At 62.9% G+C, this 20316-nt stretch carries 17 protein-coding genes; 6 read left to right on the plus strand and 11 right to left on the minus strand.

Translation table 11 applies throughout. The annotated features are described in order from the left end of the window. Positions 1-80: 80 nt before the first annotated feature. Positions 81-512, minus strand: a complete 432-nt coding sequence (locus BLQ01_RS08110) for a hypothetical protein (protein ID WP_254779291.1) — start codon at positions 510-512, stop codon at positions 81-83. 94 nt (positions 513-606) lie between these two features. Then, on the minus strand, positions 607-810 hold the full coding sequence (locus BLQ01_RS08115) for a hypothetical protein (RefSeq protein WP_026548062.1): 204 nt from the start codon (positions 808-810) through the stop codon (positions 607-609). 133 nt (positions 811-943) lie between these two features. On the opposite strand from BLQ01_RS08115, the gene BLQ01_RS08120 reads away from it, so the two are divergent. Further along, the gene (locus BLQ01_RS08120; protein WP_026548063.1) at positions 944-2119 is read left to right on the plus strand and encodes a zinc-dependent alcohol dehydrogenase; all 1176 of its coding nucleotides are present in this window, start codon (positions 944-946) and stop codon (positions 2117-2119) included. A gap of 20 nt (positions 2120-2139) precedes the next feature. Here BLQ01_RS08120 and BLQ01_RS08125 read toward each other — a convergent pair whose 3' ends face one another. Beyond that, complete coding sequence (locus tag BLQ01_RS08125) at positions 2140-3126, minus strand: SDR family oxidoreductase (RefSeq protein WP_091551028.1); 987 nt, start codon at positions 3124-3126, stop codon at positions 2140-2142. Between the two features lie 108 nt (positions 3127-3234). Between BLQ01_RS08125 and BLQ01_RS08130 the strand changes: the two genes are divergently transcribed. Continuing rightward, complete coding sequence (locus BLQ01_RS08130) at positions 3235-3420, plus strand: CsbD family protein (protein WP_018777112.1); 186 nt, start codon at positions 3235-3237, stop codon at positions 3418-3420. A gap of 100 nt (positions 3421-3520) precedes the next feature. Here the strand turns inward: BLQ01_RS08130 and BLQ01_RS08135 are convergent, their stop codons facing one another. Further along, positions 3521-5248: a purine-cytosine permease family protein gene (locus BLQ01_RS08135; protein ID WP_091551030.1), complete on the minus strand. Its 1728-nt coding sequence runs from the start codon at positions 5246-5248 to the stop codon at positions 3521-3523. Positions 5249-5416: 168 nt separating this feature from the next. Between BLQ01_RS08135 and bioB the strand changes: the two genes are divergently transcribed. The 3 genes from bioB to BLQ01_RS08160 all read left to right on the plus strand — a co-directional run bounded on the left by bioB (position 5417) and on the right by BLQ01_RS08160 (position 7927). Next, positions 5417-6451, plus strand: a complete 1035-nt coding sequence (bioB, locus tag BLQ01_RS08140) for a biotin synthase BioB (protein ID WP_026548066.1) — start codon at positions 5417-5419, stop codon at positions 6449-6451. 236 nt (positions 6452-6687) lie between these two features. Then, positions 6688-7215 (plus strand): very short patch repair endonuclease, encoded by a 528-nt coding sequence (locus BLQ01_RS08150; RefSeq protein ID WP_091551033.1) that lies wholly within the window; start codon positions 6688-6690, stop codon positions 7213-7215. A gap of 334 nt (positions 7216-7549) precedes the next feature. Continuing rightward, a complete protein-coding gene (locus tag BLQ01_RS08160; RefSeq protein ID WP_091551035.1) occupies positions 7550-7927 on the plus strand; it encodes an Hpt domain-containing protein in 378 nt (125 codons plus the stop codon). Between the two features lie 87 nt (positions 7928-8014). Here BLQ01_RS08160 and BLQ01_RS08165 read toward each other — a convergent pair whose 3' ends face one another. Next, complete coding sequence (locus BLQ01_RS08165; RefSeq protein WP_026543143.1) at positions 8015-8758, minus strand: response regulator transcription factor; 744 nt, start codon at positions 8756-8758, stop codon at positions 8015-8017. A 99-nt stretch (positions 8759-8857) separates the two neighbouring features. Between BLQ01_RS08165 and BLQ01_RS08170 the strand changes: the two genes are divergently transcribed. Continuing rightward, on the plus strand, positions 8858-10528 hold the full coding sequence (locus BLQ01_RS08170) for a sensor histidine kinase (RefSeq protein WP_091551037.1): 1671 nt from the start codon (positions 8858-8860) through the stop codon (positions 10526-10528). A gap of 6 nt (positions 10529-10534) precedes the next feature. On the opposite strand, the gene BLQ01_RS08175 is transcribed toward BLQ01_RS08170, so the two are convergent. From BLQ01_RS08175 to BLQ01_RS08200, 6 genes are all read right to left on the minus strand, one after another. Then, positions 10535-10744 carry a PLDc N-terminal domain-containing protein gene (locus BLQ01_RS08175; protein WP_223944804.1) on the minus strand — a complete coding sequence of 70 codons (210 nt, stop codon included), beginning with the start codon at positions 10742-10744 and terminating at the stop codon, positions 10535-10537. Positions 10745-10809: 65 nt separating this feature from the next. Further along, a complete protein-coding gene (locus tag BLQ01_RS08180) occupies positions 10810-12018 on the minus strand; it encodes a 5-methylcytosine restriction system specificity protein McrC (RefSeq protein ID WP_035761254.1) in 1209 nt (402 codons plus the stop codon). Positions 12019-12091: 73 nt separating this feature from the next. Continuing rightward, a complete protein-coding gene (locus tag BLQ01_RS08185; RefSeq protein WP_091551040.1) occupies positions 12092-14326 on the minus strand; it encodes an McrB family protein in 2235 nt (744 codons plus the stop codon). 73 nt (positions 14327-14399) lie between these two features. Next, positions 14400-14972, minus strand: a complete 573-nt coding sequence (locus tag BLQ01_RS08190) for a DUF1349 domain-containing protein (RefSeq protein ID WP_254779292.1) — start codon at positions 14970-14972, stop codon at positions 14400-14402. A 127-nt stretch (positions 14973-15099) separates the two neighbouring features. Next, the gene (locus BLQ01_RS08195; RefSeq protein ID WP_254779293.1) at positions 15100-17037 is read right to left on the minus strand and encodes a DUF5107 domain-containing protein; all 1938 of its coding nucleotides are present in this window, start codon (positions 17035-17037) and stop codon (positions 15100-15102) included. A gap of 1 nt (position 17038) precedes the next feature. Then, positions 17039-20212, minus strand: coding sequence for a glycoside hydrolase domain-containing protein (locus tag BLQ01_RS08200; protein ID WP_091551043.1), 3174 nt, complete (start codon positions 20210-20212; stop codon positions 17039-17041). Positions 20213-20316 lie beyond the last annotated feature (104 nt).

A 20316-nucleotide genomic window follows, 5' to 3' on the forward strand; every position in this document is an offset into this window, starting at 1 on the left:
GTGTGGGCGCCGCCCGCGGCCCTCGCTGTGCTTGATACTCGAGGTGTACCCATATCGGGCACCTCAAAACTGCTGTCGCCTCAGGCCGGCAGCTCCATTCGGAAGCCGCAGCGGCACTGGATGACGCGGGTCTTCAAATACACGTCCGGCAGGTCCTCGTCCACGTCTTCGGTTGATATGGGCGCATAGACGCTCCGGCCTGAGTTCTTTGCGAACGTCATGGGCTCGCCGCAGTGCAAGTACGTGCCGCCGAATTGGAGCAACCCGGCGAAGCTTTCCTTGCGGTTCAGGACGGCGGCCACATTCCGGAAGGAGGCGTTGTGTTCATAAGCGGATTCACAGGCCGAGCAGGTGTAGGCCACCCGGACCATCAGCTCGCCGGCATGCGGCTCGAGGGATTCGATGGTCTCCAGGTTCAAAAAGTAACTCGTACCGCAGCTGGCGCAGGCGAGCGCGTCCCCTGGTGGATGGGGCGCATCCCCGGAAATCAGCGGGTTCTTCCTCTTGGGCACTGCGATCACTCCTCGGTCAACTCCGGCCGAAACTCTCTCCCTTTCACCATCTTAACACTAATAATCAGGTTGCTTACTATGCTCCGGGCCGGCCTCAGCTGCCGGTTGCCTCCGGGTGCTCCCTTGCGCGCTGCTCTTCCGGGGTCTCTTTTCGCTCGTCGGGGATAAAGGTCGGATCCACTTCCGTAGTGAAGTCGCCGGTACCGGCGTCGCCTTTGTCATGCTCGACGGCGGGTGGCACAGAAGGCTTCGGGGCTTCAGGAGGTGCCCCGTCACTTGTGTTGGGTTCATCGCTCATAGCCACAATGTAGGCGCGGCCACCGGCGGTGTCGAGGGTGGGCAACCTTGTGCTGAACTGCCAACTCTGTTTCGCTGGGAGGGTCTCCAGCAGCGAGGGACCCACCCAGCCGAAACGCCAGGGAGAACCAATCGTGAAAGCAGTGACATGGCAAGGCCGGCGCTCACTCAGCGTCCAAGAAGTCCCCGATCCATCCATCCAGGAACCAACGGATGCAATTGTCCGGATCACGTCCACAGCCATTTGCGGCTCGGATCTTCACCTCTACGAAGTCCTGGGACCCTATATGCACAAGGGTGATGTGATTGGCCATGAGCCCATGGGAATCGTGGAAGAAGTCGGATCCGGAGTCCACCGGCTCAAGAAGGGCGACCGCGTGGTGGTTCCGTTCAATATTTCCTGCGGGCATTGCTACATGTGCAACCAGGGCCTGCAGTCCCAGTGCGAGACCACCCAGGTCACTGCGAAGGGATCAGGGGCAGCCCTTTTTGGCTATTCCGAACTGTATGGATCCGTCCCGGGCGGGCAGGCACAGTATTTGCGGGTCCCGTTCGCAGACTACGGTCCGGTCAAGGTCGATTCGGATGCCCCCGACGAACGCTACCTCTTCCTCTCCGACATCCTGCCCACTGCATGGCAGGCCGTTGAGTATGCCAACGTTCCCTACGGCGGCACCTTGGCAGTTCTGGGACTGGGACCGGTGGGGCAGTTCGCCTCCCGGATCGGCGTGCAGAAGGGCTTCCGGGTGATCGGCATAGACCCCGTCCCGGAGCGTCGGGCCATGGCCGAGGCACACGGCGTGGAAACCATGGACTACGGTCCCGACGTCAGCGGGCAGGTTCGCGAGCAGACACTGGGCCGTGGCCCGGACGCTGTGGTTGATGCGGTGGGAATGGAGGCGCATGGCTCCCCTGTGGCGTCCTTCCTCCACAAGGCCGTCTCCCTGCTTCCGGACAAGCCTGCACAGGTTGCCATGGAGACCATGAGCGTTGACCGACTCGCCGCCCTTCACACGTCAGTGGACATGGTTCGCCGCGGCGGAACGGTTTCGCTGAGCGGGGTTTACGGCGGCCAGGCCGATCCCATGCCGCTCATGACCATGTTCGACAAGCAAATCCAGCTCCGGATGGGCCAGTGCAATGTGCGGCGCTGGATTGATGACCTGCTCCCGTTGGTGGAGGACGACGCCGATCCGCTGGGAGTCATGCATCTGGTCACCCACACCGGCGGGCTCGATGAGGCGCCGGCGCTCTACGAGAAGTTCCAAAAGAAGCAGGACGGCTGCATCAAAGTGGTCCTCAAGCCTTGATTTGGGGGCGATCCGGACGGTCAGGCCAGGTGCTTCCCACCCGTGACACCAATGACCGAACCCGAGATAAAGCTGGAGTCCTCGCTGGCCAACAACACGTACGTTGAGGCCAGTTCGGCAGGTTGCCCCGCCCGGCCCAGCGGGGTGTCCTGGCCGAACTTCTGGATCTTTCCTGCTGGCTGGGTGGGCGGTTGGAGCGGAGTCCACACCGGGCCCGGGGCTACGGCGTTGACCCTGATTCCCTTGGGCCCCAGTGATTCTGCCAAGGAGAAGGTGAGGCTGTTGATGGCGGCTTTGGTGGCGGCATAGTCCATCAGCGAGGGGCTGGGATGGTAGCCCTGTATGGATGACGTGTTGATGATGGCGGCACCGGGCTGCAGATGCGGGAGGGCAGCCTTCGTGAGCCAGAACAGGGCGTACACGTTGGTTTTGAAGGTCCTGTCGAACTGCTCTGTACTGAGGTCTTCGATCCCTGCGTTGGTGGTCATTTGGAAACCGGCATTGTTCACCAGGACATTGAGCCCGCCAAACTCGGTGAGGGTTTGGGCAATGACCTCCTGACAGAATTCCTCATCCCGGAGATCTCCTGGCAGGGCCAACGCCTTGCAGCCGGCATCCTCAATCAGCTGGACCGTGTGCTCGGCATCCTGCTCCTCTTCGGGCAGGTAGGTGAAGGCCACATCGGCACCTTCCCGGGCAAAGGCAATGGCTACGGCTTTCCCTATTCCGCTGTCACCCCCGGTGATCAAGGCCCGCCGGCCGAGCATGCGGTGGTGGCCCACGTAGCTTTGCTCACCATGGTCCGGCCGGGGGTTCATGGCTTCGGTCCAGCCCGGGTAGTCCTGTGTCTGGGGTTGGAATTCTCCCGACGGGTACTTTGTGCGGGGATCCCCCGACTCATCGTCCGGATCGTAGGATTCGGAGACCACATTGTTGACCAAAGCCATGGCGATGTCCTCGTCCAGGTCTGTATTTTCCGTTTGTTCGTTGCGGATCTCCTCATCCATGCTCTTAGTGTAAGCACCCTGACTATCTATGGGACCCGTTCAGGAAGTACTCAGAATTGCTCGATAGCCTAGCGATTGTCAGCGTTGGATTACATCGAAGGAGGGCCCATGGGACTCGGAGACAAGATCAGCAACAAGGCACAGGAAGTCACCGGCAAGGCAAAGGAAGCCTTGGGCGACGCCACCAATAACGAGAAACTGCAGGCAGAGGGCGTCGCTGACCAGGCGGCAGCCAAAACCAAGCAGGCCGGCGAGAACGTCAAGGATGCCGCGAAGGACGCCTTCGACAAGTAAGCCGCACAGCACAAACCACACACAGCAGAACGCCCCGGTTCCCTTCATGGAAGCCGGGGCGTTCTGCATGAACCCCACTAAGTCAGTTGGGTGGACAGGGCTACTTTTGGGCCGGGAGCACCAGTCCGCCCGACTTATCCGTGGACAAGGCGAGGGACGAGATGTACTGGGGTTCGCCGTCGGGCCCGTCCTGGGCGGACCGGAGCATGTCCGGGCGCTCGAACTCCAGGCCGGTGACGTGGCAAAGCAGCTTCTCGTCGCTGGGGTTTCCGTCGGCGTCGAACATGGGAAGGTCAATACCGTCGTCGGTGCGGCGGAGGTAGTACCGGCCTTTCGTGGCAAGGGCCAATAGGGGCGGCAACACCAGCGCCAGGCCCACGGCGAAGATGGGCGAGAACGGCTGGACAGCTGCACCAAACGCTCCAAAGAACACCGCAATGGACACACCAGCGGACACCAGCATGGACACGAAGCCCACCGGATTCACGGCGTAGAGCATCCCGCGGCGGAATTCAGGAACCTTGGGCGAGATCTTCAACAGGTACTTGTTGATGGCAATATCGGAGGCCACCGTCACCACCCAGGCCATGGCGCAGTTGGCGTAGAAGCCCAGGATGGTGTTGAGGAACTCGAACATGTTCGACTCCATGAGGATCAACGCGATGACCAGGTTGACCACCACGAACACCATGCGGCCCGGGTACGTCTTGGTGATGCGGGTGAACGAGTTGGTCCACGCCAGCGAGCCGGAGTAGGCGTTGGTCACGTTGATCTTGATCTGGGAAATGACCACCAGCACCACGGCCAGTGTCATGGCAAGCCATGCCGGCATCATTTCTTCGTAAACCCCAAGGAACTGGTGGACAGGCTCGTTCGCGTGCACAGCTGCCGCGGGATCGAGCTTGGCGATGAGGTAGATCGCAATGAACAGTCCGATGATCTGTTTGATGGCGCCAAAGATGACCCAGCCCGGTCCGGCCAGGATCACTGCACGCCACCAGGCGCCCTTGTTCTCAGCGGTCTTGGGCGGCATGAAGCGGAGGTAGTCGATCTGCTCGGCAATCTGCGCCATCAGGGACAGGCAGACGCCCGCAGCCAGCATCACCGAAGCCAGGTTGGGACCACCCTCGCCTGACGCCCCGGTGAAGGCGAAGAAGGCATCGATGCTCTCCGGGTGGGACAGGAGCAGGTAGCCCACCGGAACCACCATGAGCAGCAGCCACAGGGGCGTCGTCCATACCTGCAACGTGGCGAGCGTCTTCATCCCGTAAATCACCAGGGGAATGATGATGATGGTGGACACCGCATAGCCGATCCATTGCGGGATGCCCAGGCCCAACTGCAGGCCTTGGGCCATGATGGAGCCTTCGAGGGCGAAGAAGATGAAGGTGAAGGTGGCGAAGATGATGTTGGTGACCACCGAGCCGTAATACCCAAAGCCCGAGCCGCGCGTGATCAGGTCCAGGTCGATGTTGTAGCGGGCTGCGTAGTAAGCCAAGGGAAACCCGGTAGCGAAGATGATCACTGCAGCCACGATGATGCCGAAGATGGCGTTCACCGTTCCGTAGGCGATGCCGATGTTGGCGCCGATGGAGAAGTCGGCCAGGTAGGCGATGCCACCCAGTGCGCTCGTGGCCACAACACCGGCACTCCACTTCCGGTAGGAGCGCGGGGCGAACCGGAGCGTGTAATCCTCCAGGCTCTCCTTCGCAGCGCTCATGGCGTCGGCGTTGCCTGCCGCAGGTGCAGATGTGGTGCCGGGCCCGACGGCGGTGCGGGCCGCCGTCGTCGGTTCCAATGTGGCGGTACTCGTCTTGTCGTCGATCATTCGTGGTCGCTTTCGTCGTGGTCCATGCCTCGCCCAGGACGCTAGTCACGCAGCGCGTCAATTCAGTCACGTCCATGTTTCACGGTTGTAACTTCTGCCAAAACCAACCATCCACGTTTGTCCGGACCCCACAAAACCGCCGCCCACCAGCGCCGATACCGTCAGGACATGACCAGCCAAGGAACATATGAAGCCCCTGAAACCAGCACCTACGCCATTTTGGACACCGCACGGGAGCAGGTCCTCGAACGCGGAGCAGGCCTGGACGAGGCCCAGCTGATCGACATCCTGGAGCTTCCCGATGACGCCATCCCCGCCGCCCTCCAGCTCGCCCACGAGGTTCGCCTCAAGCATTGCGGCGAGGACGTGGAGGTGGAAGGCATCATCTCCATCAAGACCGGGGGCTGCCCGGAGGACTGCCATTTCTGCAGCCAATCGGGCCTGTTCGATTCTCCCGTCCGGGGCGTATGGCTGGACATCCCGGAGCTGGTCAAAGCCGCCAAGGAAACCGCGGCCACGGGGGCCACGGAATTCTGCATTGTCGCAGCTGTCCGGGGTCCCGACATCAAGCTCATGAACCAGATCAAGTTCGCGATTGACCGCATCAAGGAAGAAGTGGATATCAACATCGCGTGTTCCCTGGGAATGCTGACGCAACGTCAGGTGGACCAGTTGGCCGGGTGGGGCGTCCACCGCTACAACCACAACCTGGAAACCGCCCGCAGCTACTTCCCGGAGGTGGTCACCACCCACAGCTACGAGGAACGGTTGGAAACCTGCGCCATGGTGAAGGCCGCCGGAATGGAATTGTGCTGCGGCGCCCTGATTGGCATGGGTGAGTCCTTGGCGCAACGGGCGGAACTTGCTGCCCAACTCGCCGCCCTTGAACCCCATGAGGTCCCACTGAATTTCCTCAACCCACGCCCCGGCACGCCTCTGGAAAACCAGGGCATCATGGACGGCAAGGATGCACTCCGCGCCATCGCGGCGTTCCGGCTCGCCATGCCCCGAACCGTGCTCCGCTACGCCGGTGGACGCGAGCTGACCTTGGGCGATCTCGGCACGCGCGATGGCCTCCTGGGCGGAATCAACGCGGTCATCGTGGGCAACTACCTCACCACGCTGGGCCGGCCCGCAAACGCGGACCTGAACCTGTTGGTGGAGCTCAATATGCCCATCAAGGAATTCCAGAAGTCGCTGTGACCACTGCGCTGATCCCGCCCTTCTGTGGGCACTGCGGCGGTGCGGCCGACAACGCAAGTGGCCGTTCGACGTCGGACGCCCACCGAAGCTGCCACCAGCGGCTCGCGATGGAGCCGCCCCGCTTTTGCCCGGAGTGCCGCCGCCGCATGAAAGTCCAGGTCACACCTCTGGGCTGGACCGCAGAATGCTCCCGGCACGGCAAGTTGACGTCCTGAACTCCTGGGTAGGCTGGACCCATGGGCCAGAGCCGGGACCTCCTGACGCCGGAGCAACGCAGCCGCAACATGTCCAACATCCGCGGCAAGAACACCAAGCCTGAGTTGCTGGTCCGCAAGCTACTGCACGCCAAAGGGTACAGGTATCGGCTGCACGGTCAAGCTGGCTCAACGAAGCTGCCGGGCCGGCCGGACCTGGTGTTTGCAGGACGCCGGAAAGTCATTTTCATCAACGGCTGTTTCTGGCATTTCCATGACTGCCGGGTCGGTCAGCACGCTCCTGCGGCAAATGCGGAGTTCTGGGAAGCAAAGCGCAGCCGTACCCGTCAGCGCGACGCCCTGCAACGTGAGCAACTCGCCACGGACGGCTGGGAGGTACTGACGGTGTGGGAATGCGAATTGAAGGACCGGTCAGTGCTGGAAGAGAGGCTCACAAGGTTTTTGGGGCGCCGGCAGTCGCTGGAAGACGTTAGCAGCCCGAAGCCGGCCGGAAGGCGTCAGCGGCCCGAAGGCGCCGAGGTAACTGACGGGGCAGAGTTGACGGACTGATTTCCCCCCGAGGGGTGCGTGCCCTGCTCCCAAAGCGCATAGGCAGCAGTCCCGCCTATGCCAAGGAGGACGGTCATGCAAAAGACGATGATGACCATCAGTCCTGGTGATGGACGTGCGCTGCTGTTCATGCTTTTCCCGTTCCTTGATACAAGCCTGGAATCCCCCGGATCCACGATCTTGCCTTTGCTTGTCCTACTCTGGGGGCCGGCAATCAAGACTCCCTCTGAGTCCGCTCAAGATTGGATCAAGCTTTCGTTTTGTGACGTCCTGCCGGTTCGCGGGGTCCTACTGTTGAATCGTGAATCTATTGTTTGGAGGCGGGAGGAGTCTGGTGTCTGAGTACGACGAGTGCACTGATTCCCTGGTGGATCGCACCGTTCTCACCGAACTCCAGGCCGAGCTTGGCGGAGACCAAGCCATCATCACCACGTTCGTCCGCAATTATGTGGGGCTCCTGCCGTGGCGCGTGGACCGCCTTCACATTGCCTCGGAAAACCTGGACATTGAAGACGCCATGGACGCCGTCCTCAGCCTGAAGACCTCAAGCCACATGGTGGGCGCCATCTGCATGGAACGCCTGGCCGCTGAGTTGGAGATCAGCATCAGGTTGCTGCCCAACGGGGATCATTTGGACGAACTCGCGGTACAGCTCCAGGCGATCGACAATTACGTGCACGGGACCATCCGCGAGCTCACAGCACCACGGTAACCCTGCGCGTCCGTTAGCCCCGGTAGAAAGCAGTTCAGGCCGTTCTGAGCACTCTGAACGGCCTGAACTGCTAACTGCTTGGGTCTTTTAATTATTGCTGGAGGCAGGCGCCAGCCGGTATCCGACTCCTCGCACCGTCTCCAGCCAGCGGGGCGCCTGAATGCTGTCGCCGAGTTTTTTGCGCAGGTTTCCCATATGGACCTCGACGGCCCGTTCGTCTGCGTCGCTGACGTAACTTCCGACGTCGTACGGTTCGTTGCGGAGGCGACGCGCCAGGTCCGCCTTGGTCCGGACAATCCGTCCGGTTTCCAGCAGGGCGAGCAGGAGGTCGAACTCGGTCCGTGTGAGCTTCAGCTCCTGGCCGTTCAGGACGGCTGTGCGTGAGCCCGCGGAAACGGCCAAGCCGTTGTGGCTCACCTCGGGATCCACTTGTTCAGCGACGCTCTTTGAGTCCGACGACGCGCGGGGCCTTCGCATCATGGCCTCGACGCGGGCGCGCAGTTCCCGGGGCCGGAACGGCTTGGTGAGGTAATCGTCGCCACCGGCCTCCAACCCCATGAGGGTGTCAAGTTCCTCGGCGCGGGCAGTGAGCATGATGATGTAGGCATCCGAGGACTTGCGGATTTGGCGGGCGACCTCAAAGCCATCAATGTCCGGAAGTCCGAGGTCCAACGTGATGACATCCGGATTCAGTTCCCGTGCCGACGTCACACCAGCAGAACCGGTGGACGCAGTGTGCACATCGAACCCTGCCTGGGATAGGACAACCCTTACCAGTTCACGGATATCCTGGTCATCTTCAATGACCAGCCCCACACGTACTTCACTCATCGCTGCCCCTCAGCCCCTTCGATAACCTCAGAAGTATATCCATTATGGTTAGGCTGATCTCATGAACCGACTTTCTTCTGCATCCGTGGTGGATGTGCCATGACCCACCCTTCGACGTGGGATATCGGTGAAAAGAAGAAACTCTTGTTCTTTCAGCGCTCTTTCCACGAACATACCCTGAGAATGCGGGTTGTCCTCAGCCAACTGCCGTTGTCGGTATGTGTTTGCATTTCTGCCATCCTGGTCTGGCTGTATTTCCCGGCCACACTGGAAAATCCGCTCTTTCTGATATTCCTGCTGAGCCAGGCACTGCTCTTGGCTTTGTGCGTCATGGTGCCGTGGCACCGGTTGCCCTTTGCCAGTTTCCTCAGCATCCCCATCCTGGACATGGTGTCCATCGGTTTCGCCCGCGAAGGCGCAGTGGAGTCCATCACAGGCCTCAGCGTTTTGGTGGTGCTGCCGGTCATTTGGCTGTGTGCCTCGGGCCTATATCCCAAGCTGGCCATTTCCATGTCCTTCCTCGGACCCTTGGGCATCGTGTGGGTTCCCCTGTTCGTTCGTGGCACCTTGACCGAGCAGGACCTCACCAAACCCCTGCTGTTCCCCATCCTCATGCTCGGCATCGGGATCTCGGTCAGCGTCCTGACCCTGAGCATGGTCCGCCAGCAACGGGCGTTGGAGGAAAAGGACCAGGCGCTCAAGGACGCCCTGGATGTCAGCACCAAGCAGGAACGGCTCCTCAACACCGTGATGGAGGCGCTGCCCCTGGGTGTGGTGGCTGTGGATGGCGAGGGCCATGACATCCTCATGAACCGCCGCCAACGCCAAACGCACGTCCTGGCCACCCCCCGGGATAACGATGATCCCAACGAGTCCCAGTTGCTGATTTTCGATATTGACAGGACCACGCCACTTGATGCGGACCGCCGGCCCGTGCGGCGCGCCGTACTGGGCGAACGGTTCACGGATCAACTGGTGTGGCTGGGGTCCGGCCCGGACCAACGCGCCTTTACCGCAAGCGCCCGCCCCATGGTGGACGACGACGGCAAGTTCGCCGGCTCCGTTGTCGTCTTCAGCGACGTCACCGAACTGGTTAACGCCCTGGCCGCCAAAGACGATTTTGTTGCCAATGTATCGCACGAGTTCCGCACGCCGTTGACGTCCATCCTGGGCTATGTGGAGCTGATCATGGACGATCCCGATGCCCTTGACGCCCGCGCCCGGAAGCAACTGGACATCGTCCGGCGGAACGCCGAGCGCCTTCTGACCCTGGTCTCGGACCTCCTGGCAGTGCGCTCCGGACATATCGTCATCCAGCCCCACGCGGTGGACATCGCCGAACTGGTCCGCGGCAGCGTCAACTCCGCTGAACCACGCGCAGCGAAGGCCGGTATCCGGCTGTCCATGAACATTCCCGAGGCCTTGGAAGCCCGCGTCGATTCATCCCGCATCGCCCAGGTGCTGGACAACCTGGTGTCCAACGCCATCAAGTACTCCCCCGACGGCGGCGATGTGGAAGTAGCGGCCTGGGAGGATGACGAGTTTGTGTTCTGCCGTGTCACGGACACCGGTATGGGCATGACCGAAGAGGAGCAGGCCGAAGCTTTCACCAAGTTCTTCCGTGCCGGTGCTGTCCGCAAGAGTGCCATCCCTGGCGTCGGCCTGGGGCTACCCATCAGCAAGGCGATTGTGGAGGCGCACGGCGGCACGATCACCCTGACCAGCCAGCCGGGCAGGGGAACCACCTTTACGGTGAAAATGCCGTCGTAGTTCTACCTAGCTCTTCAGGGCCGCCTCGCGACGCTTTCCGAACAGGAAGTAGCTGACCGGTCCGAAGAAGTTGACGAAGGACACTGCGCGCCAGAGCACCTTCTTGCCCCTGATCATCGAATCGGGCGTCTTGGCGATGCTGCGCTGCGCCGCCACCAGCAATGCCAGGTTCAGGGCCCCGCTGACCACCAATGAGATGCGTTGTCCCTTGCTCATCCCGCGCCATGATTTCTTGCCCGCCATCATGCCTCCTTTAGCTCCGAATCCGTTGTCCTTTCAGGCTAGTCCGACGCCGATCGACCCGCCACAGCCTGGCGTACTACTTCACCCCAGGACTGCTCAGCGAGGTCAGCCACCGCTGCAAGGATTTCCGACGGCGGCAGTGACAAGTCCAGTGGATACTCCACAATGTCGATGTCCGTGTTCAGGATGCGCCGCAATTTCACGTCCCCCCGGCCGGCGTAGACCAGCCACGCCGTAGGCACCCGGAGCGCCGTGCAGTATGCCAGCAATTGGTAGTGGTCGGCACTGAGCGAGGCACCGGCGTCGGAGGCAGCTTTGTACTTGGAGTCGTACACCACCACAGGGCGTCCACCCAGGAAATGTACAGCGTCCGGACGCACGGTGAGGCGGTCCGAGTCATGCACGGCCTCGTTGAGCAACGCACCGTACTGAAGGCGCATCTCCCCCGGATGGGCGCTCATGGCCCCGCGCAGTGCAGTTCCCACGAATTCCTCGAACACCCGGGCCATGTCCACCACGAAGGATGCTGTTTGCTGTTTGCCCTCGCCGGCTTCAGCGGAGGCATTGCGCAGGATCACTTCTGACAACCTCAACACGGGGTGGTAGCGCAGGTTCATCCGGCTGGCCCGCCACTGGGGCAGCGGCGCCCCGGGCTGAAGCCGGGTCACGGCGTCGAGTTTTCCCTTGAGCTGCCGCAGGCGGCTCAGGACATCGGGCCTGACTCCGGGGACCTTGCCCATCCGCTCCAGTGCGGCACGCAGGATCCGGTTCTCAGCAATGTCTTCGGTGAATTCGTCGTAGGCAACCTCCAGCGGCACCATCATTCCGGGACGCCGGGAGATCTGGTCCGAGATCCTGATCCGGCCTTTGACGGTCCGCAGCGACTCCTCAACGGTCAGGTACCCCTGCAGGACTCCGCGGTTGAGGGCCCGGTCCGCCAACTGTGCCAGCGATTCGGCCAGCGCACTCCAGAGGTCCGGGTGCTCCACAGCCTCGACGGAATGGTCACGAAACCCTTGTTCGCCGGCGTAGCTGAGCAGGAAAAGCAAGCGGCTCAGGCCAAGGCGGTCCTTGGGCCGGACTTCCAGCTGCACCGTGGACGTGCGGACCGAGCCCACCTTGCCCAGCGGTTCAATCCGGTAGAGGCCCAGGCCCATGGGAGAGGCCTTGGCCAGTCCGCTGGTATTGATGAACGCTGCGGATCCCGGGTCGAGTTTGTCCACCACGCCGCCGGAAAGCTCGTCCATGACGATGTGCCGGGGACCTGTTGGGGCCTTCGCCGCTGAGGCAGGCGCCCGGCCCGGCCTTGGCGGAATGGCCTTAGCGGGCTGCAAGACGTCCCAGCAACTGGTCCAGCCCGAAGCGTTCCTCCAGCTGGGCCCGGTTCAGTTGCCCGTGGTAGTGCTCCTCCAGCAGCGGCATGAGCTCGTACTTCCAGATCCGGCGGAGACCCGCAGGGTTTTGGGCAGCGTTCTTCATGAAGTAGGAGGGCCCGATCATCAGGTCCCGGTCCCAGTCATCAATCGCATCATTGAGCGCATCCAGCAGGTCCGCGTTGAGTGTGTCCAAACCCCGAGCCGCCAGGAACCGACGCAGCGTGCCGCGGATTGGCTCTTCCTTGGGATGGAGCTCAATGAAGGCGAACCGACGCCGGATTGCCGCGTCCATCATGGCGATGGAACGGTCCGCCGTGTTCATGGTGCCGATGATGTAGAGGTTGTCCGGCAAGCTGAAGGGCTCGTTGGGGCTGTACTGCAGGTAGATGCGGTCATCCCGGTACTCCAGCAGGAAGTACAGCTCTCCGAACACCTTGGCCAGGTTGGCACGGTTCATTTCATCAATGATGAGGAAGTACGGTTTGTGCGCGTTCTCCGTTTTGGCAGCTTCCTCGGCGAGCCGGCGCAGAGGTCCGGCCACCAGCTTGAAGGAAACCTGGCCGTCGTCGGTTTTGTCCGGGCGGTAGCCCTCAAAGAAGTCCTCGTAGGCGTACGAGGGGTGGAACTGGACCAGTTTCACCCGTTCATCGGTGTGATCACCGGCGAGCTCGGCTGCCAGGTGCTTGGCCAGGTAGGTCTTGCCTGTGCCCGGCGGACCGTAAAGGACCAGCTGCCGGTTCTCTTCGAGCAGTTCCGAGATTTCCTTCAACGGTTCCAGGTCCATGTGCAGGGACGCCGCGAACTCCTCGGTCAGCGGCCGGAAGCCCTGCTGGACAACCTCGACGACGGCGGTGGGCGGCGCTTCGTCCTCGCCGTCGGTTTCGGCTTCCACCGGGAGCAGTTCCTGCAGCGCCTGGATGACCCTGGTGACATCCACCAGGATCCCCGGGGTGGACAGTTGACGCTGGGCATGCCGGGGAAGCTCAGGGATGGCATAGCTGTCATCGAACCAGCGGACCTTGCGGCGGATACGGCGGTTGTCCTCGTGGTGTTCGGGCTCGCCCAGGACCACGCCCACGCGAACCCGCCCGGCGTGCTGGTACAGGGTGAGATCGCCCGGTTTCATGACCGTGAGGAAAGCGAAGACAGCCGTCTTCGTGTCCTCGCGTTCGACGTATCCCAGGTGCTTGTAATCCTCGTCCACGGCGTGCTGGACCACGCCCGCCGTGACACCTGCGGTCAGGGCGCGCAGGTGCTCCACGTCCAGGGTGGCTTTTTCCTCGGCGACCCAGGCGGCCAGGAGGTCCGCGTTGTCATGATGGGTGCGCAGGAGCCAGGAGCGGCGCCCGGGATCCCCTACTTTGCGCCATTGGCTCACCAGCTGGCGCGCGTACCAGTCGATGCGTTGGCCTGCCTGCTCATCGAGGTGCAGGCGGATGCGGTGGATGTCCGCGGTGATGTCCTCATCCGAATCACCCTTGGCGCCGCCCACCAGTGAAGCAAAGGCGTCCCGGATCTCCTGGCGCTCCACATCGGCCACCACGGGCTCAAAGTAGCTGGGCCACACCAGGTATTCGATGCTGCGACGCAGGGCGGGCTGGTCATCAGGGGTAGCGGCCGCGAGTTCGTGGAACTTCAGCGGGTCTTCCAGGGCTTCAGTGATGGTGGCCGTGCTCTGGCTGTCCACGTGGGCCACGAAGCGGCACAGCCACTTCAAGTGGTCCCAGATGGTCCAGTTGAACTCAGCAGTACGGTCCCGGATGACGCCATGGTCCGTCATGCCCTCATAAAGGGCCTCCGGCAGCTCTATGGCCGGCTCAACCCAGGATGCGGCCTCGGCAACACGGGCACGCTTCACCCGGAGGGACTTGACCTCATGCGCCAGCGGCAGCGATTGCAGGAACAACAATTCCACCGCGAGCAGCTTGGCCTCACGCGACGCGCCTTCCAGGTTCTGCCGCAGGTTGGTCATCATGGGGGCTTTGGAGTCCTCGACGCCGCGTTCCAGCCGTTCCAGGAGCTCACCGGCGGCGTCCGCGGTCCACGTCAGCGTCTGTCCGTCCAGCGCTGAAGGTCTCCCCTGCAGCGCCGGACCGAGCACATACCAGGCCGCGTCCTCGATCTCCTTGGAGACTCCGGGGGCGCGGTCAATGGCAGGTTCTACGGAGGGAATCACCATGCCAACTTACCTTGTTTGGCTTACCTAAGCATCCGGATATCCACAGGCACCCGCTGCACCCGTTTGACCGGGACTAACTTCCGTCGCGCAGGTCCGCAGGAGGTTCTTCCGTCAAGGTAATGGCATCAAAACGTGCCTCGCAGCTCTCTCCCATCGGCGCCTGGGACATGAAGCCAACGTGCACGGGTTTCTCGGATTCCAGCCTGAAAAGGCGGACAAAGTCCCACGCACTGCCATCGGCTGACGAGTGGAACGCCCATGCCGGGCCCACTCTGCTGATGCGAAGGTAAACCCATGGAGCAGTGACCACGGGCCCGTTCGAATCGTCCGAGAATCCGTTGGTGACCACACTGACCACCATGGCTTCGCCATGGGGTGAATACTCGAAGCAGAGCTTTGCCCAGTGGTCGCTGTCCGCCCACAATGTCAGCACGCCGGCGTCGAACGTTGTCCGGGGTGAGGCCACCAGGACCCTGGCCGAAAGCGAGAAAGCCGCCGGAGCCCTGAACCCCAGGGCCGTGGCGCCATGTTGCGGCACCCCGCCCAGGGAATCGTTGGTCCAATCGACGCCGGGAGCTGCCGTGAGCACCAAGGTCCCGTCCGCTTCGCCGTAGCTGGCATGACCGGTGGACGAGGTCCACTCCATGGGCGGCAGTCCTGGTATTTCGGGGATCAATTCATGCTCCGTTCGTCGTCGCTGCGTTCCAGAACACGCTTTCAGAGAATGTCCCGGATGAGCGGGAGGCCACCCCGGGGACCCTCGGAAAAGATCCCTAGTGCATGCCGAATTGGTAGCTGAACGGCACCGCCTCCCCCGGGCAAACCTCCTGCCACAAGGCCGAGATCGCATCTTCGCCTTCGCGGAGGTCCGGAATCTCGACACCCTCCCGCAGGATTGCCGCTGCCCCGCCGGGGTTCCCCGTCCGTGCGAGCGCCAATGCCTTCAGGAACCGCAAACGTCCGACGCCGGGGCCCTCCTTGGGTGCGGTGTCGTTCAGTTCCAGCGCCATGGCCGGGTCGCCGTGCCGGATGCTCAGCGTGACAGCCTCGGTGAGCAAGGACGCGTTGGCGGGGTCGGCAGCCACCCCCTTCCGAAGCCACGCGAGTCCTTCCGCTTCCTCTCCCCCAGCGAGCAACGCCAATCCCAGCCCCCGATGGGCAAGCGCCTTGGTCCGCGGCCTCGCATCGTTGGCCGCCACTACTTCCCCATAGAGGGATATCGCCCCTTTCAGGTCCTGGCGGGCATGCTTGATGGTGGCCAAGTGGAAGCGCGCCTCCGGGCTGTCCTGACCTGCCAGCAAGTCTTCCCAGTCAGTACCGGCGACGAAGCTGGGCGAGCCGTCGAACGCTTTTCCATGCAGCAGCCTCAGCCACGGTTCCTGCTCCCCCGTGATGCTTTCATCCACGAACGGTGTTCCGCTCTCGTCCACCCAGCCTTTGCCGGTCCTCAGCCGCCGGGCCCGCTCCACCACGCCCCAGCCGCTGCCGTGCAGCAACATTTTCGACGGCGGGACGTCGGCATCGGCGATGGCTGCGGGAAGCATCGCCTCGAGTTCTTCGTGCGGCAGAAGCCCTTCCAAACGTTCGCCGGCGTGCGCCACCGCGGCGGCCCAATCATCACCGTGGGAGGTCCCGGGGTCCAGGTGTCCGTTCCCGTAGGCCTCCACCCACGCCCATTGCGCACCGGCAGGCATCACCAGGTGTTCAAACTGGGTCTGCGCAAGGCCGGCCTGGATTTCGGCGTACGGTCCGGCTCCGGGGCTCAGCCATTCCTGCCACCGTTTCCCGCCCTGGCCCTGGCCCCAGACGAAGAGCTTCTTTCCCCGCAGGAGTCCCGTGGACAGCATCGCCAGCCCATCGCCGTCGTCGTCCGCGGCCACAACCCAACGCCGTTCGGAGGGGTCGATGTCGAAGAAGAAGTCGGCCGCGTGAGGGCTGTTGACCAGCCAGGTTCCGTCGTACCCCTCATGGCTGGTGGGCCGGACGCGCGTGATGTCCGTGGTGTAGTCACTGCCGAACGCTTCGTCCGCCGGGGCGATCACGCGGGTGCGCTCCGTTTCGGGGATGGCGGCGTTGCTCCACCAATACATGGGGACATCGTGGTCATTCGGGTTCCGCAGCCGGACGGCGGCGAACAGAACGGCAGAGTCTTCCGGCAACCAAATGTCCACTTGGAACACCACTTCCCTCAGTCGTTCAAACTCCCAGAGGCGAAGGATGTGCTTGCCGTCCTCGGTGTGGACGATTGCGGTGTGCAACGGATCGCAGCTGGTGGGCGAATGTCCACGGGTTCCGATGTTCCACTCAAGCCCACCGGCAAACCACGCCTTACGCAGGGCAATATTGGCCAGCTGCGGAGCATTGTGGGTGTGGAGGAGCTGTTTGCCGGTGGCTTTGTCGAAAAGCTCCCAGATGCGGCCGCCCAGCGAAGGGATGACTGTCACCTTGAGTTTGCTGTTTTCAAGCACGACGGCGGGTACTTCCCTGGGTGCCGCGTCACGGCTGTACCCGTCCTGCATGAGATATGGGTAGACGTTGGGCACCACTCCGTAGCGGGCCGACGCCTGGAGTTCCTCCGGCACGCCCTCACCCACGGTGTAAGGCTGATCAAGTTCGGCGGCCACCACGGGCAGGGGATTGAGCGGACCGGTTTCGGCCATGGTCAAGGTGATGGTGGTGACGGTGAGGTTGGAGCTCGCGGCAGTTGTCACGTCAGTATCCGATCGTCAGGAGGAGGCCGCGCTGCGGCTGGAGGGTGATGGCTTCGCCGGGGGCGTAGCTTGCTGCGGATTGGAATCCTGGAATGGCCGGGGCATGCACCGGGCCGGCGGCAGCGTCGTCGTCGTCGAAAATCAACGTCACCTGCTCAGTGTCCCCGGCCCATGACGCCAGCGCCACCACCAGTCCCTGAGCGGTCTCCCACGAGGTGGCAAGAACGTCCGGGTGGCTGATCCGCACCGGTGATTCCGGGTCCCAGAAGCCGCGCATTTGCGCGCCCTCCAGCCCTGTTTCTGCCCAGAAATCCCAGAGGGGACGGTTGTCGACGGCGGGTGCCCGGCCGGTCATGCCGAACACCATCCCACGCCACGGGTTGCCGCCGCCTTCCAACATCTCGCCCATCAGCCCGAACGGGATTCCGGAGAGCTCCACCAACCAGTAATCGGGACCGGTGGAGTCGTAGTCGAAATACTCCCCCAGCCAGAGCCTGTCCACATAGGGCAGCTGCTCCATGTACAGATTGGCGGAGGATGCGTAACCGTCATGTGCCGTGAACTGGTTGGCAGAGTGGAGGTCGATCTCCGGCCCGTCCACGCCGCGGTCTTCGCAGGCCCGCTCCAGGACCTTGCGGACCCGGAGCATTGCATGCCGGTCATAAGCAATGTCATCCAGGTAGATGCCGTCAATCCCGTCCTCGCCGGAGGCCAGCTCCTGCAGGCTCCGCACGTAGAAGTTCTCCCACCGCGACTCGCCAGTGGTCACCACGGCGATGTCCTCCACATTGGGAGCAAACCAGGCGGACACATAGCCAGTGCCGGCATGCTCCTGCAACCAGATGTGCCCCTTGCCCGGGCCATCGCTGAAGATCTCATGGTCCAGGTGCAGCAACGGCAACAACTCCGGGCTGTGGAAAGTGAGCTCCCTGACCGTGTTGTACACCTTGGCTTTGAGTCCGTGCCGGTGACACTCAGCCACATACCTCCGGAGCCTGTCCTGCGTCAGCAACGGATCGTTGATGTATGGCGCCGGTGCCGTGGCGTGATGGACGTTGACCACCGTGGCTCCCGCCGCCTTGATGTCCGCAGGCTCTGCCGGTTGGTGGAAATACCGCTTGGCAAGGTGGTTGCCGGGCTGGATGGGTTTGAACGGCGTCAGCAGCAGGCGGAAATCAAAGTCCAGGGGTTCATGGGCCGCCAGAGTCCGCGCGCCACTGTGCGCACGGACGGTCACTGTCCCCTCGTGGGTCCGAAGCTTGACCCCTCCCTGGACTGCGGTGCCGGAACCGGACACCTGGCGGTTGGCCCAGGACGACGGTTCCACCAGCGGCTTCCCGAGGTAGAAGTTGGTATTCAGTGGACGCTCGTAGTTGCCGTCCCGGAGTGCCAGCTGCATCCCCACATTCACGCTACCCAACCACAGCGCATCCTGGTTCCTCGCCGCAACGTCCCAGGTCCAATCCAGGGATTCCGGACGCCGCCCGCCCGGGACTCCCAAGCCCATCGCGAGCGGAACCGCAGCCTCATCAAACGCAAGCTGCAGGCCGACGTCGGGCACCTCCAAGGTTCCCAGGGACCTGAGGCGAAGTGAGTACGAGACCGCACCATCGGCCTCGAGGACGCCCTCCAGCTCCAGCCACAACGCAGGGTTTCCGTCTTTTGCGCCCATCCACGTGGACTGCCACGAGACCCGCCCGGGCCCCTCCTCCGTGAAAGTCAGCGGCGGGTGACTCCACTGGATACCGTCGATCTCCAGCCGCATCGGACCGCTGAAAAGCCCGACGCCGGGACCGTCCGTTGCGGTCACGGCCGCGGTGAAGGTGGACGTCACCTGCGCCGGAAGCCCCGACTCCGTCAACTCCAGGACCCTGCCCAGGATCCCCAACGTCCTGCTGTCCCGGTCCAAGGTGATGGCGGTGAAAGGACGGACCAGCCCGGCATCCTGGGCCACACTGGAATCCAGCCAGGCCAGGCGCCGCAGGTAGCGCGGATCGCCGAAACCTCCCCCTGGCTGGTACTTGTCGCTTGCCGCAGCAACCTTCTCCGCAGTGGCCGCATCGCTCGCAGCAGCCACATCGTGCGCCGCAGCAACCTTGTCTGCAGTGGCCACATCGCTTGCAGCAACGTCGTGTGCAACAGCCACTTCGTTCCCAGCAGTAACGTCCAGGCAGACCTCAACTGCTTGGGCAGCGTGACCGGAGGCCGTGACCGCGACCACGGCTTCGTGGCGCCCTCCAGCACTGTCCTCGGGGACAGGCAGTAAGACGTAGAGTGCGCGCACCGTCCCAGCCCGAAGATCCAGAGTCCTTCGCCACGGCTTGCCGAACCGGTCCACGCCGTCGGTGTTGAGGCAGTGTCCGCGCGCCGGGGAGGCCACCTGCACTTCGACGCCTTCCAGGTCCTCCAGCGCGTACAACCCCAACTGGACCACATAGTCCTCCCCGCATTGGGCCAGCGCGTGAAAGTTTTGGGCCGGCCCGTTGATCACCCAGTGCGCCGGAAGCTCCCGCCGCAGGGAAAGGGGATTCAGCCGATCCTCCGGAAACAGCAGGAACGCTTTGCCGGAATGCCTGTTGTGCAGTTGTTCCAGCTCGTCCGCGCGGGCTGTGAAGTTCATCGGGGCAAAGGAGTCGCGCTGGCTCGCGGCCTCATAGCGAAGGACAGTTGCTTGGGAAATCGAGCCCTTGGCGGCCTGCCATGGTGAAGGCACGACGCCGGCCGCCCACCCGGGCTCCGCCGAGGGCCGGTACGGGAGGTACTCCGCCTGCGGATAGTGGGGTTTCCCCAGCATGGCGTAGGGCAAGTAGTAGACGAAATAGAGCCCCGGACCATCCGTGGGCTCGAAAACGATGGTTCCCGCCTCCCGGGTGGCTTCTTCGACCACCACATTGCGGACCCGGGTCCCGCTTCTTTCCGAGATCACGATGACGTCCACCGATGATGGGTCCTGGTCTTGGCGACGCCATGGAATGAGGACCCGGCGGGCGGGTATTTCGCCTTGCTCGTCCCGGTCCCGTTCCTGGACTTCAATCACGAACCGGTGGTTTCCATAGCGCAATTGGTCCCACGTCCCGATGCCGCATTCCACCTCCGGGTGGCCTGTTGTCCGCTTGCTTCCGGCGAGTGGGTGGGCGGGCATGACAACCGGTGAAACCGGCGTGGGCAGCGGCATCGCTGGGACTCCTGAAGGTAGCTTCCGGGATGTACTCACCGAGTTGGTGAATCCTTACATCATCCCGGCCTCCGGCGGCCCGGTAAAGGGTTATTGCGATGCGT

This window comes from Arthrobacter sp. UNCCL28, from assembly GCF_900102805.1.
GTDB lineage: Bacteria > Actinomycetota > Actinomycetes > Actinomycetales > Micrococcaceae > Arthrobacter > Arthrobacter nicotinovorans_A.

Excerpts from the sequence above, each read along its gene's own strand:
- BLQ01_RS08115 (WP_026548062.1), bottom strand. The coding sequence starts at position 810 with ATGAGCGATGAACCCAACACAAGTGACGGGGCACCTCCTGAAGCCCCG.
- BLQ01_RS08125 (WP_091551028.1), bottom strand. The coding sequence starts at position 3,126 with ATGGATGAGGAGATCCGCAACGAACAAACGGAAAATACAGACCTGGAC.
- BLQ01_RS08130 (WP_018777112.1), top strand. The coding sequence starts at position 3,235 with ATGGGACTCGGAGACAAGATCAGCAACAAGGCACAGGAAGTCACCGGC.
- BLQ01_RS08135 (WP_091551030.1), bottom strand. The coding sequence starts at position 5,248 with ATGATCGACGACAAGACGAGTACCGCCACATTGGAACCGACGACGGCG.
- bioB (WP_026548066.1), top strand. The coding sequence starts at position 5,417 with ATGACCAGCCAAGGAACATATGAAGCCCCTGAAACCAGCACCTACGCC.
- BLQ01_RS08150 (WP_091551033.1), top strand. The coding sequence starts at position 6,688 with ATGGGCCAGAGCCGGGACCTCCTGACGCCGGAGCAACGCAGCCGCAAC.
- BLQ01_RS08165 (WP_026543143.1), bottom strand. The coding sequence starts at position 8,758 with ATGAGTGAAGTACGTGTGGGGCTGGTCATTGAAGATGACCAGGATATC.
- BLQ01_RS08170 (WP_091551037.1), top strand. The coding sequence starts at position 8,858 with ATGACCCACCCTTCGACGTGGGATATCGGTGAAAAGAAGAAACTCTTG.
- BLQ01_RS08175 (WP_223944804.1), bottom strand. The coding sequence starts at position 10,744 with ATGAGCAAGGGACAACGCATCTCATTGGTGGTCAGCGGGGCCCTGAAC.
- BLQ01_RS08180 (WP_035761254.1), bottom strand. The coding sequence starts at position 12,018 with ATGGACGAGCTTTCCGGCGGCGTGGTGGACAAACTCGACCCGGGATCC.
- BLQ01_RS08185 (WP_091551040.1), bottom strand. The coding sequence starts at position 14,326 with ATGGTGATTCCCTCCGTAGAACCTGCCATTGACCGCGCCCCCGGAGTC.
- BLQ01_RS08190 (WP_254779292.1), bottom strand. The coding sequence starts at position 14,972 with ATGGAGTGGACCTCGTCCACCGGTCATGCCAGCTACGGCGAAGCGGAC.
- BLQ01_RS08200 (WP_091551043.1), bottom strand. The coding sequence starts at position 20,212 with ATGCCGCTGCCCACGCCGGTTTCACCGGTTGTCATGCCCGCCCACCCA.